14 protein-coding genes are annotated in these 14,638 nt (G+C 69.7%); 6 read left to right on the top strand and 8 right to left on the bottom strand.

What is annotated here, in order from left to right; genetic code table 11:
• The first annotated feature begins 16 nt into the window (after positions 1–16).
• The 3 genes from dnaE (at position 17) to FHR37_RS02035 (ending at position 5,275) form a co-directional block, all read left to right on the top strand.
• The gene (gene dnaE, locus FHR37_RS02045) at positions 17–3,577 is read left to right on the top strand and encodes a DNA polymerase III subunit alpha (protein ID WP_092881575.1); all 3,561 of its coding nucleotides are present in this window, start codon (positions 17–19) and stop codon (positions 3,575–3,577) included.
• Positions 3,578–3,769: 192 nt separating this feature from the next.
• Positions 3,770–4,363: a GNAT family N-acetyltransferase gene (locus FHR37_RS02040; RefSeq protein ID WP_092881573.1), complete on the top strand. Its 594-nt coding sequence runs from the start codon at positions 3,770–3,772 to the stop codon at positions 4,361–4,363.
• A gap of 99 nt (positions 4,364–4,462) precedes the next feature.
• A complete protein-coding gene (locus FHR37_RS02035) occupies positions 4,463–5,275 on the top strand; it encodes a hypothetical protein (protein ID WP_092881571.1) in 813 nt (270 codons plus the stop codon).
• Positions 5,276–5,288: 13 nt separating this feature from the next.
• Here FHR37_RS02035 and FHR37_RS02030 read toward each other — a convergent pair whose 3' ends face one another.
• The 4 genes from FHR37_RS02030 to FHR37_RS02015 form a co-directional block, all read right to left on the bottom strand.
• The gene (locus FHR37_RS02030; RefSeq protein WP_202817918.1) at positions 5,289–5,735 is read right to left on the bottom strand and encodes an HIT family protein; all 447 of its coding nucleotides are present in this window, start codon (positions 5,733–5,735) and stop codon (positions 5,289–5,291) included.
• 41 nt (positions 5,736–5,776) lie between these two features.
• A complete protein-coding gene (locus tag FHR37_RS02025; RefSeq protein ID WP_092881569.1) occupies positions 5,777–6,985 on the bottom strand; it encodes a class I SAM-dependent methyltransferase in 1,209 nt (402 codons plus the stop codon).
• Between the two features lie 86 nt (positions 6,986–7,071).
• Positions 7,072–8,007 carry a DUF2332 domain-containing protein gene (locus FHR37_RS02020; RefSeq protein ID WP_092881567.1) on the bottom strand — a complete coding sequence of 312 codons (936 nt, stop codon included), beginning with the start codon at positions 8,005–8,007 and terminating at the stop codon, positions 7,072–7,074.
• Positions 8,004–8,804 carry a class I SAM-dependent methyltransferase gene (locus FHR37_RS02015; RefSeq protein WP_175542370.1) on the bottom strand — a complete coding sequence of 267 codons (801 nt, stop codon included), beginning with the start codon at positions 8,802–8,804 and terminating at the stop codon, positions 8,004–8,006. The genes FHR37_RS02020 and FHR37_RS02015 overlap by 4 nt, the downstream gene beginning before the upstream one ends.
• 109 nt (positions 8,805–8,913) lie before the next feature.
• Between FHR37_RS02015 and FHR37_RS02010 the strand changes: the two genes are divergently transcribed.
• Entirely contained in the window at positions 8,914–9,882 is a 969-nt protein-coding gene (locus FHR37_RS02010) for a phosphotransferase family protein (RefSeq protein WP_092881862.1), read from the top strand.
• 24 nt (positions 9,883–9,906) lie between these two features.
• Here FHR37_RS02010 and FHR37_RS02005 read toward each other — a convergent pair whose 3' ends face one another.
• A complete protein-coding gene (locus tag FHR37_RS02005) occupies positions 9,907–10,287 on the bottom strand; it encodes a MerR family transcriptional regulator (RefSeq protein ID WP_092881563.1) in 381 nt (126 codons plus the stop codon).
• Between the two features lie 73 nt (positions 10,288–10,360).
• On the opposite strand from FHR37_RS02005, the gene FHR37_RS02000 reads away from it, so the two are divergent.
• On the top strand, positions 10,361–11,311 hold the full coding sequence (locus FHR37_RS02000) for an alpha/beta hydrolase family protein (protein WP_092881561.1): 951 nt from the start codon (positions 10,361–10,363) through the stop codon (positions 11,309–11,311).
• A gap of 46 nt (positions 11,312–11,357) precedes the next feature.
• Here FHR37_RS02000 and FHR37_RS01995 read toward each other — a convergent pair whose 3' ends face one another.
• The gene (locus FHR37_RS01995; RefSeq protein WP_139238830.1) at positions 11,358–12,284 is read right to left on the bottom strand and encodes a phosphotransferase; all 927 of its coding nucleotides are present in this window, start codon (positions 12,282–12,284) and stop codon (positions 11,358–11,360) included.
• 65 nt (positions 12,285–12,349) lie between these two features.
• Positions 12,350–12,979: an LUD domain-containing protein gene (locus FHR37_RS01990; protein ID WP_092881557.1), complete on the bottom strand. Its 630-nt coding sequence runs from the start codon at positions 12,977–12,979 to the stop codon at positions 12,350–12,352.
• A 203-nt stretch (positions 12,980–13,182) separates the two neighbouring features.
• Here FHR37_RS01990 and sigJ point away from each other — a divergent pair, with 203 nt between their 5' ends.
• Positions 13,183–14,136 (top strand): RNA polymerase sigma factor SigJ, encoded by a 954-nt coding sequence (gene sigJ / locus FHR37_RS01985; RefSeq protein ID WP_092881555.1) that lies wholly within the window; start codon positions 13,183–13,185, stop codon positions 14,134–14,136.
• Positions 14,137–14,148: 12 nt separating this feature from the next.
• Here the strand turns inward: sigJ and FHR37_RS01980 are convergent, their stop codons facing one another.
• Positions 14,149–14,637 (bottom strand): hypothetical protein, encoded by a 489-nt coding sequence (locus tag FHR37_RS01980; protein ID WP_092881553.1) that lies wholly within the window; start codon positions 14,635–14,637, stop codon positions 14,149–14,151.
• Position 14,638: the final 1 nt, after the last annotated feature.

The raw sequence follows: 14,638 nt of genomic DNA, 5'->3' as shown, positions 1-14,638 counted from the left end.
CGGCTGAGGGGAGCCCATGCCCGCTTCGGGAAACGGCGACTTCGTCCACCTGCACGTCCACTCCGAGTACTCCATGCTCGACGGCGCCGCCCGGGTCGGCGACCTGTTCGCGGCCTGCGAGGAGCAGCGCATGCCGGCGGTCGCGCTCACCGACCACGGCTACCTCTTCGGCGCGTACGAGTTCTACAAGGCCGCGCAGCGCACCGCGGTCAAACCGATCGTGGGGCTGGAGGCCTACCTCACTCCCAAGACGCACCGCGGCGACCGCACTCGGGTGCGGTGGGGCGACGGAGGAGGCGCGGGTGGCGACGACGTGTCCGGGGGCGGCGCGTACACCCACCTCACCCTGCTGGCCGAGAACAACCTGGGCATGCACAACCTGTTCCGGCTGGGCTCACGGGCGGCGATCGAGGGCTTCTTCTACAAGCCGCGGATGGACCGCGAACTCCTGCACGCCCACGCCGACGGACTCATCGCCACGACCGGATGTCCGTCGGGTGAGGTGCAGACCTACCTGCGGCTCGGGCAGTACGACCAGGCGCGAGCGTCGGCGGCGGAGTTCCGGGACATCTTCGGCGCAGGCAACTACTACGTCGAACTCATGGACCACGGCCTGCAGATCGAGCGACGCGTACGCACCGACCTGCTGCGGCTGGCGAAGGACCTCGCTCTGCCGCTGGTCGCGACCAACGACCTGCACTACGTCAGACGCGAGGACGCCACCGCACACGAGGTGCTGCTGTGCGTCCAGTCCGCCTCGACGCTGGCCGACCCGAAGCGGTTCAGGCTCGACGGCGACGGCTACTACCTGAAGTCGGCGGCGGAGATGCGGGACCTGTTCCGCGACCTGCCGCAGGCCTGCGACGCGACGCTGGACATCGCCGAGCGGTGCGAGATCTCGTTCTCCGAGGGCGAGGGCCGCTACATGCCGCGGTACCCATGTCCGCCGGCTGAGGACGAGACGTCGTGGTTCCTCAAGGAGGTCGACGCCGGCCTACGGCGCCGCTACCCGGCCGGCATTCCCGGCGACGTGCGGGCACGCGCCGACTTCGAGGCCGAGGTGATCATCGGAAAGGGCTACCCGGGCTACTTCCTGGTGGTCGCCGACTTCATCACCTGGGCCACCGACCGCGGCATCCGCAGCGTCGTACGCGGGTCGGGCGCGGGGTCGATGTGTGCGTACGCGATGCGGATCACCGACCTCGATCCGCTCGAGCACGGGCTGATCTTCGAACGCTTCCTCAACCCCGAGCGGAAGTCGATGCCGGACTTCGACGTCGACTTCGACGAGCGTCGTCGCGGCGAGGTGATCCGCTACGTCACCGAGAAGTACGGCGACGACCGCGTCTGCCAGATCGTCACGTACGGAACCATCAAGGCCAAGCAGGCGGTCAAGGATGCCAGCCGGGTGCTGGGCCATCCGTTCGCGACCGGTGACCGGATCACCAAGGCGATGCCCGCACCGGTGATGGGCAAGGACGTCGGGCTCAAGCAGCTCTTCGACACGTCGCACAGCCGGTACGGCGAGGGCGGGGAGTTCCGCGCGCTGTGCGAGTCCGACGCCGAGGTCGCGACCGTGGTGGAGAAGGCGACCGGGATCGAGGGACTGAAACGCCAGTGGGGCATGCACGCCGCCGGCGTCATCATGTCGTCGGAACCGCTGATCGACATCGTTCCGCTGATGAAGCGGGAGCAGAACGGCGCGATCCTCACCCAGTTCGACTACCCGGCCTGTGAGTCTCTCGGCCTGGTCAAGATGGACTTCCTCGGGCTGCGCAACCTGGCGGTGCTCGGCGACGCGATCGCCAACGTGCAGCTCGCCCGTGACGTGGACGTCGACCTGGAGTCGCTCGGGAAGTCACGGGACGACAAGGAGACGTACGCACTCCTGGCGCGCGGTGACACCCTCGGGGTGTTCCAGCTCGACGGCGGCCCCATGCGCGCGCTGCTGAAGCTGATGAAGCCCGACCGGTTCGAGGACATCGCCGCCACCATCGCGCTATACCGTCCCGGCCCGATGGGCGCGAACTCCCACATCAACTACGCCCAGCGCAAGAACGGGCAACAGGAGACCAGCTATCTGCACCCGGAGCTGGCCGAGGCACTCGAGCCCATCCTCGGCGAGACGTACGGCCTGATCATCTACCAGGAGCAGGTGCTGGAGATCGCCCGCCAGCTCGCCGGCTACTCCCTCGGCAGCGCCGACCTGCTCCGCAAGGCGATGGGCAAGAAGAAGAAGGAGGTGCTGGACGCGGAGTTCGTCAACTTCGAAGCCGGCATGGTCTCCCGGGGATTCTCCGCCCAGGCCGTCACGGCACTGTGGGACGTGCTCGTGCCGTTCTCCGACTACGCGTTCAACAAGGCACACTCCGCGGCGTACGGGCTGGTGGCGTACTGGGCCGCCTACCTCAAGGCGCACTACCCCGCGGAGTACATGGCCGCCGTGCTCACCTCCGTCGGCGATGTCAAGGACAGGTTGGCGCTGTACCTCGGCGAGTGCCGGCACATGGGAATCACCGTGCTGCCGCCCGACGTTAACGAGTCCGACGCGACGTTCACCCCGGTGGGCGAGGATGTCAGGTTCGGGTTGACGGCGGTACGCAACGTCGGCGCCAACGTGGTCGAGGCGATCGTCGCCGCGCGGGGCGAGAAGGGCCGGTTCGCGGACTTCACCGACTTCCTGGCGAAGGTTCCCCTGCCGGTGTGCAACAAGCGGGTCGTGGAGTCACTGGTCAAGGCCGGCGCGTTCGACTCCCTGGGACACCGCAGGCGCGCGTTGACAGCCTGCCACGAGGACGCGATCGACCATTTCGTACGCGAGAAGCGCGCTGAGGCGGTCGGTCAGCACTCGTTGTTCGGCTCCTTCGACGCCGACGGCGGTGACCGCGGTGCCGAGCTCGGGATGCCGTTCGCGATCCCCGACGTCGAGGAGTGGGACAAGCGCGTTCTGCTCGCCAACGAGCGCAACATGCTCGGGCTCTACGTCTCCGACCACCCGTTGAACGGCCTCGAACACGAACTGGCGAAGCTGTGCGACACCACGGTCGCTCCGCTGCTGGCCGACGACGAACGCCCCGACGGCGCGACCGTCACCATCGCGGGCCTGGTCACCGCCATCCAGCGCAAGATCACCAGGCGCGGCGACGCGTGGGCCGTCGTCCGCGTGGAGGACCTCACCGCCGGGATCGACGTCCTGCTCTTCCCGTCCACGTACCAACTGGTCGGAGCCAACCTCGCCGAGGACAGCCTGGCCGTCGTCACCGGCCGGCTCGACCGGAGGGAGGACACGCCGCAACTCATCGCCACCGACCTGTCCCAGCCCGACCCGAGCGCCCTGGCGAGCAGCGCCGAGCCACTGGCGATCACACTGACCCGTGAGCGATGCACGCAGCCCGTCGTCGACCGGCTGAAGGAGATCTTCGCCGCGCACCACGGCTCCGTACGGGTTCACCTACACCTACGGGCCGTCGACCGGACGCTCGTCCTCCGCCTGGAGGACCACTGGCAGGTCACGCCCGGCCCGGCCCTGGTCGGTGACCTCAAGGCGTTGCTCGGCCCCGGATGCCTGCGCCCCTGACCCATCGTCGCCGCGTTCGCACTTCAGCCGCGCCGCCTCGTAGGCTTCGTGCGCTCCGGGTTCTGTCATCCGACGCTCCCGGATCTTCCGCCACCTGGTGTGCTCGCTCATCACACGCCTCCTCTGTTTCCAGTCGCGTCTGGTGCGCGCACCTGCTTGCGGCGAAAGCGCGCCGCACGTCAGGCTGCAGCCATGGATCCTGTCGCGTCGACCGAGCGGCTCGTGCTGCGGCGGTTCGAGCCGTCGGACGCGGACAACCTCTGGACGCTGTACGGCGACCGGGCGGTCATGCGCCACATCAGTCTGCCCACGATCCCGCGTTCCGAACTCGACGACCACGTGCTTCCGGAACTCCTTGCGGAGTACGACGAGTGTCCCGGCTTCGGGCACTGGGCGGCGGAGACGAGAACGGACAGGGAGTTCGTCGGCTGGTTCGGGCTCCATCCCGCCGTGCCGACCGACGACGGCCTGTGGACCCGCGGCACACCCACCGATGCGTTGGCCATGGTGTCGCTCGGCTATCGGCTACGACAGGCGGCCTGGGGCCGGGGCTTCGCGACCGAGGGCGCTCGCGCACTGATGCGGTGGGCGTTCGCCGACGTCGGCACGGCCGAGATCCGCGCCACCACGATGGCCGTCAACACCGGCTCGCGGAACGTCCTGGAGAAAGTCGGTTTCGAGCACATCCGTACGCTCCACCTGGACTGGCCCGATCCATTGGACGGTAACGAGCACGGCGACGTGGTGTATCGCCTGCGCCGGCGTGACTGGACGACACGTACGTAGCTCGGACCGAAAAGTCGTTGCGCCGCCAGGCCGGCCGAAGGCATCCTGAAAAGATTCGTTTTCAGTACGTCTGCCGATCGAGTGAGGTGCGCCGTTCCGATGTCCCAACCCTCGTTGCCCACGTTGCCCGAGACCCACCAGCAGTTCCTCGAATCGCTCCTGAAGCACCTGCGGGACGACGACCGCTTCGTGGGGCTCGTCGCCGGAGGGTCGCTGCTGTCGGGGAACGTCGACGAGTACTCCGACCTCGACCTGATCCCCGTCGTGGCCGACGAGCACCACGCGGCGGTGATGGCCCAGCGCATCCAACTCTGCGGCACCTGGGGGAAGCTGCTCTCGGGCTTCACCGGTGAGCACGTGGGCGAGCCGCGGCTGGTGATCTGCCTGTACGACGACCCGCTGCTGCACATCGACTTCAAGTTCGTCACCGCCGCAGACCTGGCCGACCGCATCGAGGACCCGGTCATACTGTGGCAGCGGCACGGCGATCTCGCCGAGTCCTTCTCGGATACCGTCGCCGAACACCCCATGCCCGACCCGCAGTGGATCGAGGACCGCTTCTGGGTGTGGATCCACTACGCCGCCACCAAGCTCGGGCGGGGGGAACTCTTCGAGGTCGTCGACTTCCTCGGCTTCGTGCGCGGGCAGGTGCTCGGCCCGCTGGCGCTGGTGTCCGCCGGGCATCTCCCGCGGGGCGTGAGGCGTCTGGAGACCAACGTGCCGGACTTCGCCGCCAAGCTACGCGGCACTGTCGCGGCGTACGACGCCACCTCCTGCGGCGAGGCGATCGAGCAGTGCGTGCACCTCTACAAGGAGCTTCGCGACCAGCTCGCGCCGGCCGACCTCGTTCGCAGAGACGACGCCGAGCGGGCCAGTGTCGCCTACCTGCAGCAGGTGCGGGCTGCCAAGTAGACCTTGACAGCAGTCAGTGTGCCGCCAGGCGAGCACGCAGCCTGGCGGCAAGCTCCGCGCGTTGGGCGGGGCTGACCTTCTCCCGCTCACCGGCGGCGAGGAAGCCGAACACGCCCGGGCCTGCCCGGTCCTGTGCCAGGTCGGCGGGACGCGCGACCACGTGGAAGTGCAGGTGGGATCCAGGGGACTCACCGAACCCCGCGACGTACGCCTTGGGAGTTCCCAACTCTTCAGCCAGCGCCCGCGCCAGCCGGACTTGCCAGACCCCGAGGCCCGCGGCTTCCTCGTCGGTCAAGTCGGCCAGGTGGATGACGTGCCGGCGAGGTTGCAGGATGAGCCAGCCCAACAGCCCGCTGCTGTAGGCGTGCACGACCGACCAGTGGTCGTCGTGGGCGATCAGAAATTCCGACGGGAGTCGTTCATCGTCGCCTCGCCCGCACGGGCACGCTGCGCGTTCCATGCGGGGTGAGCGTACCGGTTTCGCACAGGCGCTGCCTGCGCTCACGCGTCCAGGAGGCGTGCCAGGGCAGGTCGTACGTTCCACTGTTTGGTCATGTCGGCGTACTCCTCGCCGATGTTGTCACCGGCGTCGGCTCCGGTACGCGTGGCGCGCAACATGATGTTGCGGGGCGTGTGTTCGCTGCCGACGAACTGGATCGTCTCCACGCGATAGCCGTGCCGGCGCAGGATGGACGCACGCAGCGCGTCGGTCAGCACGTCCGCGAAGCGTTCGCGCAGGATGCCGTGCCGGGTGATCATCGTGTACGGCTCGGGCGCCTCGGCTTGGGCCAGCTGAGCCTGGATGTCGTGGTGGCAGCAGGGTGCCGCCAGGATCAGCGGCGCGTCCCACCGCACCGCCCGGGCCAGCGCGTCGTCGGTCGCGGTGTCACACGCGTGCAGGGACAGCACAAGGTCGGGAGCGTCGTCGAGCTCGGCGGCGGCGATACTCGAAGCGGCGAAGGTCAACTGGTGACCGAAGCCCAGATCCTTTGCCAGCTTGGTGTTCCGGTCACGTGCCTGCGGACGCAGGTCGATCCCGGTCATCCGCAAGGGCAGCTTGCGGACGTTCGCGAGGTAGCTGGCGGCGGCGAAGGTGAGGTAGGCGTTGCCACAGCCGAGGTCGACGACGCGCAGCGGCCGCTCCTCGGCCGGCCGCGGAACCAGGCCCGTCTCGAGCGCCCGGTCGAGCGCGGGCTCGAGCACCCGGAGAAACTCGTCGACCTGGCGGTACTTCGCCTGCCGGGTGGGCTTGATCCGGCCCTGGTGGTCGGCGATCCCGACCGCCCTCAGCACCGGGTCGTCGGCCGGCAGCAGCCGCGGCTTCTCCCGGTCGTGCTCGCGGCTGACCGGCTGCTCCTCCACGCGCGGGCGGACGTGCACCTGCGCCTCGCCCTTCTTGGTGACCCGAAGCTGCAGCGTCTCGTCCACGGAGTCGAGGTGCCAGTTACCGAACGCCGTCGCGAGCAGGCCGTCGACCGCCTCCTCCGCGTCCGGTCCGGGAGCGGCGTTGCGGGTGTGTGCCTGGTGTTCGTCGTACGTCGTGACCTGCAGCACCCGCCCGGCCCGGACGTCGACGTACCTCACCTCGGCCCGCCGCCAGGCGACCTCGTGCCCACGGCGCCGACCGGCGGCCACGGCGCGGACGAGCCGCTCGGGATCCAGGAGTTCCTCGCGTACGCGGGCAAGCGCCTGCGACAGGGGTTCGGGCATGTCGCCAAGGGTGTCACGAAGGCGGTCGCCGTCGGCCCGGCCGTCCCGTCGGACACCATGCGTAGCCGAACGGTCGCGTGGCCGGACTACCCGAACCAGTGGACCGCCTGGCCGTGCCCGCGGGTCCAGCCCAGCGGCCTGCCGTCGAGGGCGAGCACGTTGAGATGGGCATCATCTGGTGGTTCGGGAAGATCGTCGTACGGCAGAACGCCCGGGGCCTCGTTGGACACCCAGTGCCCGGGCAACCCTCTGACCAGGTCGGTGAACGCGGCCCGGCGCGCCGGCAGCAACTGGTACAGCACCGAGGTGTGGAACACCACCAGCGTGGCCTCGGCCGGTGCCCGCTCGACCAGAGCCGGCAGGTCGTCGACCAGGTCCCCGCGTACCAGCAGCGGAGGGTCGGCCGCGGCGACGGCCGCCGCTGTCCGCAGCCTGGCCCGGCGGTGGGCGTGCTCGGGCCAGATGAGCGCGTCGAGCCACGCGACGTCCGCAGGGTCGGTCACGTCGAGCGGGTTGAGGTCCAGGCCGCCCCGCCAGACGACCTCCGGCACCATGAGCGGCGGAAGCACACCGGTCGCCTCGCAGTCCAGCACCGGCGCGCCGTCACCGATCAGGTGGTCGCCGTAGCGGTAGGCATACCGGTCGGGATACAGACACAGCCCGGCGGACGCGCCGACCTCGAGCAGGGCGAGCGGTTGCGGCAGGGTGGCGAGCACCGGCAGCAGGACGGCGCACCGGCCGGCCTCGTTGGTCTGCGTGGCCCGGGTGCGTATCTGCGCCTCGATCCGCGGCCAGTTCGCCAGGGTGTAGTCGTGGAACGCGGCCGGGTCCTCCACCGGACCTCCCAGCAGGCGTACGACACCGAACAGGAGGTTCGGCTGCCGCTTCGCCGGTGGAAGGCCGTCCAGCAGGGCGAGCACCTCGTCGTCGCCGGACACCGCCAGCGACAGGCGTTCGTACGCGGGTGAAACTCCACGCGCCTCACGTGCGGAGAAGTTCGCGTAGGTCTGTGCGGTCGTCATGGCAACCTCCGGGCGACGGTGAGGAGCGCGACGAAGCCGACGGTCAGCACGGGCCGACCGAGCGAGTCCAACCGGCGTTCGATCCCGGCGAGAAACTCCGCACTCCTCGCCTCGCCGAGGGCGTGCGTTCCGGACTGCGTGGCCAGATTGGCGAGGTAGTCCGAGGCGGCGTAGCGCACCTCGAACGGGTAACGCCTGCTCGCCACCTCCTCGAACAACGTCCGTGCCTCGGCAGGAAGATGCCGCGGGCTGACCCGCTCGGGCGCGGGTGGTGGGTCACCTTCGTAACCCACCGCCCGGTAGTCCTCCTGCACCTGCGTCCAGAACGCATCGGCGTCCGCGGCCTGCACCCGCACGCAGCCGGCCACCGCCATGCAACCTCCCGGGCGCAGTAGCTGATGAGGTTTCGCGTACCGGAGTTGCGGATCGACCCAGTGCAGGGAGTTGACGGCCACCACCGCGTCCACCGGCGGTGCGGCCGAAGGCGGCTGCCAGTCCTCGAACGAGGACGTCACCACGTCGGTGGCGGGGAACCCGGCCAGCCGGGTACGGGCGAAGGCCGCGAGGTCGGAACCCAACTCCACGGCGGTGACGGCCAGCCCGCGTTCGGCCAGCGGCACGGTCGCCTGCCCGGTGCCGCAACCGATCTCGACCACGCGGTCTCCGGGCACGAGGCCGGCGACGTCCACCAGGTCGTCGAACAGCCGGGGCGGGCACACCGGCCGGGTCCGCTCGTAGTCCTGCGCCGACCGGTCGAACCCGGCATGCAGCACATGCCGTCTCGGATCGTCGTCCACGTACACCTCCCGGCCACCGCCTGCCGCCGCACCGCTGAGCAGCGGTGCTCGTACGGCACCTACGCTGATCCGACACGATGCTACGTGGGAGACGTCGACGGGAGCGCGCATGTCCGGGACCGACCGCATTCCAGGCTCATTTGCCGAGCAGGTCCACGCGATCGCGGCGCACTACGGGATCCCACGCGGCGAGGTCTCCCCTGCACCTGAGCAGGGACAGGTCAACTTCACCGTCTTCCTGGGGGACGACCTCGTTCTCCGTCTTCCTCGTGAGCAGAGGTTCGAGGTCCGGCTGGCGAAGGAGGCAGCCGTGATTCCCATTGCACAACACGCGGGAGTGCCGACGGCGGACCTTGTCCGCTACGACGCGAGCCACGAGGTGGTGGACGTTCCGTACATGCTTCTGGAACGCCTGCGCGGGCACACTCTCGGCGAGCGCGGATACGAGCCCGGGACGAGTGAGCGGGCGCATACGTCTCTCGGTGAACTGCTCGCGACTCTGCACGAGGTACGCATGAAGGATGTGGGCCCGCTCGCCGGGGTCGAGCAGCGGCCCGCGTTGTTGCCGGGACCAATGGTCGACTGGCTGATCGACGCCGGTGAGCTGGGACGCACGCAGGGACGGTGGCTGCTGGGCTGGCTCGCCTTCCTGGAGGCGAAGGAGGCCGGGGCGTCCGAGCCGGTGCTGGTGCACGGCGATGTCAGCCCGTCCAACCTGTTCGTCGACCGCCACGGCGAGGTCGACGCGATCATCGACTGGGGATCCTGCCACTGGGGCGATCCGCTACGCGACACGGTGGACCTTCCGATGCGGGCGTTGCCGAGCATCCTCACCGGCTACCGTTCGGCCTCCCGCTCCGCTGGTTTCGACAGTGACGTACGCGGTGACGACGCAGCGCTGGAAGCCCGCGCGCTTCGGTGGCACATCCTCATCGCACTGGCGAAACTCCACAAGGGCCCGTCGACGTCGGAGCGACGTCACTGGTCCGCGCCCAAGCAGGCAAGGCTTCTGGAGATCCTCAGGTTTTTCGCGAGCGACCCACCGAGCCCGTGGCCGGAGCTCGTGCTGCCGACCTAGCGAGGTGCGGCCTGGCGAGGTGGCCTAGCGACGTTGCCGTGCCCCACATGGCCGGCCGGTGCGCAGGTTCGTGGTGGCGCCTGCCACGACGTCGTCGAGTCTGTCCCGGACCGCTACCAGCTCGGCGATCTGGTGGTCGATCCGGCCCCGCTCGACCGCCAGCCCGTCGAGCAGTTCGGGCGTGGCGGTGCCGTCGACGACGCATGGCAGGAGCGTGAGAATCGCCTTGCTGGACAGGCCCGCGGAGTAGAGCTGCCGGATGAGCAGCACATGGTCGACCGCGCTGTCCGGGTAGTGGCGCTGACCGCTGGGACTGCGTTCGGCGGCGAGCAGTTTCTGTTCCTCGTAGTAGCGCAGCGCACGGGTGCTGACGCCCGACCTGCCCGCGAGTTCGCCGATGCGCATCGCCACGTCTCCTCTGTGAGCCGCGCCACAAGACTTGCCTTTGACGTCAACGTCAGGTTTTACCGTAACCCCCATGGCCACTCTGGACACAGCACCACCCCGGAACTCCGGTACCGCTCCCACGCCCGTCGTCTCTGTCAAGCCGATCTTGCTGCCCGCGCCGGAGCGCGGCGAGGACCTGCGTCTCCGCGTGGCCGCACCGGCCACCGGGACCAGGCTGCCGATGATCCTCTTCTCCCACGGCTACGAGTCGTCACTCGAGGGCTACCGTCCCCTCACCGACTACTGGGCCGCGCACGGCTTCGCGGTGATCCAGCCGACCCATCTCGACTCGAAAACGGTGGGCCTGCTCCCGGACGATCCCCGCGGGCCGCGGCTGTGGCGGCTTCGCGTCGAGGACCTCAAGCTCGTCCTCGACAACCTCGACACTCTGGAGGCGGCCGTTCCCGGCCTCGCCGGGAGGCCGGACCACAGCCGGGTCGCCGTGGCCGGGCACTCCTTCGGCGGCCAGACCGCGGGCGTCCTGCTGGGCCTGCGGGTCACCGACCCGGAGACCGGGACGGCAGAGGACCTCTCCGACCCGCGAGTCGGTGCAGGCGTGCTGTTGGCGACGGCCGGCCGGGGCGGAGACGACCTGACTCCGTTCGCGGCCGAGCACCTGCCCTGGTTGAGGAACCCGGACTTCGCCCACCTGACAACCCCGGCCCTGGTCGTCGCCGGCGACAAGGACGATCTCCCGCTGACCGTTCGGGGAGCGGACTGGACGACCGACCCGTACGCACTGAGCCCCGGTGACAAGAGCCTGTTGACACTGTTCGGAGGGGAACACTTTCTCGGCGGGATCTCCGGTTACGAGGTCACCGAGACCACCGACGAGAACCCCGCGCGCGTCGCACTGATCCAGCAGGTCACCCTCGCCTACCTGCGGCACGCACTCGGCATCGACAGCACCGACTGGACCGCGGCCCAGACGTCCCTCGGCGACCACTACCATCCCCTGGGCCGACTGGAATCCAGACCGTGAGCACGAACGTGGAGTGCCGGGCCGGCGACCTCAGATCACGCGGGATTCAGATCGATCGCCAGTCGATGCCGTCGGGTCGCGGAAGGTCCAGACAGGAAGCGGCCCAGGCCAGGTCGATCGCCAGCAGTCGAACGAACACCTTCACCAGCCAGCCCGGCGCCCCGGCGTCGTCCAGGATCCGCCGGGCGAGCGACGCACCACCGGCAGCAGCCCAACCACCGGCGGCCGGCAGTACGTCGTACGGCATCGGACCGCCTTCGAGGTGCAGGGTGGGAAGAAGCAGCGCCAGGTCGTGCTCGGCGCTCCCCCGCGAGGCGTCCGACCAGTCGACGAAGACCACCCGATCGTCCGCGACGCAGATGTTGTCGCTGCGCAGGTCCCCGTGGACCAGCGAGTCGCCGCTGTCGTCCAGGCCCGCTTCGGCCTCGGTGAGGGCGGTAGCGGCGCCGTTCAGCCAGCCGGCCGAGCACAGCCCGAGGTCGAGGAAGGCGGCCCGGTCCGGTCCCTCGCGCAGCAGGCTCGGCCAGTACGCCGGCCGGGGCGGCGTCGGCTCGAACGCGGCCGGAGCCCGAACCCCCGCCAAGTCCGCCACCGCGGCGAGCACCCGATCGATGTCGCCCTCTCGCCAGTCGACGCCCTCGTGGCCGGCGGGCCAGTGCGCGCGCCTGAGGTCCTCGACCACGAGGACAGGACGGCTGCCGGGTTCGTCGAGCCACGCCACGACCCGCGGCACGAAGCGTTCGGGCACCTGCCTAAGCGCGAGGTACTCGGTGTGAAGCCAGCGTTCCGTCTGCTCGTCGGTGGCCGCCTTGACGAAGACGCCGCTTCCGTCCTTCAGCGTCACCAGGAAGCGCGCCGCGGCCGTCAGGCCCGTGTCCGGCACTATCCACTTCGTGGTCGGCTGATCGACAGCGCGTTCCACGCGCGTGCGAAGCGTCGTCGCGGACGTCGACCGGGCGTCGTCTGGGGACATGACCCCATCCTGGCAGCGGGCCGTGCGCCACGGAAGGCTGCGGTGCACGGCCGGGTCGCGGGCGCTCAGAACCCGATCGCCTCGCGGAGCAGCAGGACGGTGCCGCGCCCTGGCTGGTACTCCGCGTTGAGGACGAGCAGCCGGTTGATGGCGCTGGGTGCTCCGTACACCGCCTGGGCACGGATGTTCTCCAGCGGGAAGGCGTGCTCCTCGACGCGGCGCAGCGCGGTGTCCAGGTCGGGCACCACCTTCTGCGCGCCGACGACCCAGATCGCGCGGGCGGCGCCTCCGGCGTAGGCAGGCAACTGGCTTCCGCTGCCGGAGGCGACCACGAGGGACCCGGTCTCGGTGACGGCGGCGACGCTGCCCACCACGACGTCGGGGGTGGCGGTCAGCCGCCGGATCTCGTCGGCCTGGGTGGCGCGGTCCATGGCCAGTACCCGTGGCTTGACGGCCCGGTATCGCCCACTGGCATTGAGATCGTCCTGGATGCCGGACAGCCGCAGCGTCTCACTGGCGCCGGTGAACACACTCGCGCCCTCGGGCACCAGCTCACCGACGCGAGTACGCGCCGCCGCCACGTCGTCGAGGATCTCGACGCCGAAACCGTGTGCGGCAAGGGAAGCGGCCGCCCGCTCCAGACTCCGCGCGGATGCCGGGTCGGCGAAGGTCGTTGCCGGGAAGGAGGTGGTCATGGTGCTCCTGAACTCGTCGGGCAGGCACGGTTGTCTACTTGTCACGTGCCTTCTCACGAGTACGACGGGGCAGCCCCGCCGGATGTCAGGCGTACGTCGCCTCGGCCTGTCCGTCGGCCCGGCGTCCCCGGCCTCACATTCGGGCCGGCGGTCTCGTCGTACCACCGAGGGCAGGACCGATCCCCGAGGGAGCCGTCGACGACATGACCACACCGCCAGAGCCGGGGAGCCGGCGAACCGAGGCCGGCCAGGACGCGATCATGGGCGAGCGGCGTCAGTTGATCAGTCTCGCGTACCGGCTGCTCGGCTCGCTGGCCGACGCCGAGGACGCCGTGCAGGAGGCCTACGCACGCTGGTACGCCATGTCCGGCGCGCAGCGGGAAGCCATCGTCTCCCCCGGCGCCTGGCTGACGACGGTCACCGGCCGCATCTGCCTGGACCTGCTCGGCTCCGCCCGTGCCCGGCGGGAGAAGTACGTGGGCGAGTGGATCCCCGAACCTCTGCCGGGCTCCACGGACTGGATCAGTGGCCGGCGCAGCACCGGCGACGCCACCTCCGAACGCGCCGACCCGGCCGACCGGGTCACCCTCGACGAGTCGATCAGCATGGCCTTCCTCGTCGTGCTCGACTCGATGACCCCGGCCGAGCGGGTCGCATTCGTCCTGCACGACGTCTTCGGCTACCCGTTCGCCGACATCGCCGAGATCGTCGGCCGCACCCCCGCGGCCTGCCGCCAGCTCGCCTCCTCGGCGCGCCGCCGCGTCCGTACGTCGCAGGCTCCACCGACCCCGGCGGCGCGGCAGGCCGGGATCGTCAGGGAGTTCAGCCGGGCTTGGCAGGCCAAGGACGTGGACGCCCTCATCGGCCTGCTGGACCCCGACGCCACGCTGGTCGCCGACAGCGGCGGTTTCGCGCCCGCCGCCCTGCACCCCATCGAGGGCGGCGAACTGATCGCGCGCCTGCTCGCCGACCTCGCCGGCAGGGCGCCGGGCAACGTGACCTTCGCCCAGCAGGTCGTCAACGGCCAGCCCGGTCTGGTCGCGCGAGAGGACGGCGTCACGATCACGGTGTATGCGTTCGAGATCGTGGCCGACCGGATCAGGCACATCTGGGCGGTACGCAACCCGGAGAAGCTGCGGCCGTGGACGGCCGGCTGAGTCCTCGACGGATCAGCCGGCGGGCTTGAGGGTGCCGAGGAGGCCCGGCGTCGACGTGGCGGAAAGGCACCGGCGGGGAAGCGAAACCCGTCCGGGCCGGTGCTCGAACGTGTTCATCTGCGCCCACTCGTCCAACTGGGGGTCGTAGAGGTTCTGCAGGCCGAACTGCAGGAGCTCCCAGAAGGTGGTGCGGTCACGCTGGTCGACGTAGATGTCGCCGAGGGCGATCGGCAACCGCGGCCACAGTCCGGGAGGAAGCTGCGGTACGACGATGCCGACCCGCCAGTGGTCGACGTACCGCAACTGCTTCCGCTGCAGTATTTCCGGCCCGACGAATCGAGACCCCGCGAGCAGACCGTTCAGGGTTTCCAGACTGAAGCCCGGAATCTTCGAACACGTGTGAACGGTCAGTCCGGGCCATTTGTAGGTCAGCGTGTAGAGCGTGTTGTGATAAATGAGGTTCGTGAACCAAATCGGATACTGCGGACCTCCGGCGACCATT

The organism is Actinopolymorpha cephalotaxi, assembly GCF_013408535.1.
In the GTDB taxonomy this organism is placed as follows: Bacteria; Actinomycetota; Actinomycetes; order Propionibacteriales; family Actinopolymorphaceae; genus Actinopolymorpha; species Actinopolymorpha cephalotaxi.
Note: the sequence above shows the minus strand (reverse complement) of the source record. Positions and strands in the feature narration are given on the sequence as shown.

Bases quoted from the DNA above. Each gene is read 5' to 3' on its own strand.
- FHR37_RS02040 (WP_092881573.1), top strand. From the start codon at position 3,770: ATGGATCCTGTCGCGTCGACCGAGCGGCTCGTGCTGCGGCGGTTCGAG.
- FHR37_RS01995 (WP_139238830.1), bottom strand. From the start codon at position 12,284: ATGTCCCCAGACGACGCCCGGTCGACGTCCGCGACGACGCTTCGCACG.
- FHR37_RS02000 (WP_092881561.1), top strand. From the start codon at position 10,361: ATGGCCACTCTGGACACAGCACCACCCCGGAACTCCGGTACCGCTCCC.
- FHR37_RS02005 (WP_092881563.1), bottom strand. From the start codon at position 10,287: ATGCGCATCGGCGAACTCGCGGGCAGGTCGGGCGTCAGCACCCGTGCG.
- FHR37_RS01980 (WP_092881553.1), bottom strand. From the start codon at position 14,637: ATGGTCGCCGGAGGTCCGCAGTATCCGATTTGGTTCACGAACCTCATT.
- FHR37_RS02010 (WP_092881862.1), top strand. From the start codon at position 8,914: ATGTCCGGGACCGACCGCATTCCAGGCTCATTTGCCGAGCAGGTCCAC.
- sigJ (WP_092881555.1), top strand. From the start codon at position 13,183: ATGACCACACCGCCAGAGCCGGGGAGCCGGCGAACCGAGGCCGGCCAG.
- FHR37_RS02035 (WP_092881571.1), top strand. From the start codon at position 4,463: ATGTCCCAACCCTCGTTGCCCACGTTGCCCGAGACCCACCAGCAGTTC.
- FHR37_RS01990 (WP_092881557.1), bottom strand. From the start codon at position 12,979: ATGACCACCTCCTTCCCGGCAACGACCTTCGCCGACCCGGCATCCGCG.
- FHR37_RS02025 (WP_092881569.1), bottom strand. From the start codon at position 6,985: ATGCCCGAACCCCTGTCGCAGGCGCTTGCCCGCGTACGCGAGGAACTC.
- dnaE (WP_092881575.1), top strand. From the start codon at position 17: ATGCCCGCTTCGGGAAACGGCGACTTCGTCCACCTGCACGTCCACTCC.
- FHR37_RS02030 (WP_202817918.1), bottom strand. From the start codon at position 5,735: ATGGAACGCGCAGCGTGCCCGTGCGGGCGAGGCGACGATGAACGACTC.
- FHR37_RS02020 (WP_092881567.1), bottom strand. From the start codon at position 8,007: ATGACGACCGCACAGACCTACGCGAACTTCTCCGCACGTGAGGCGCGT.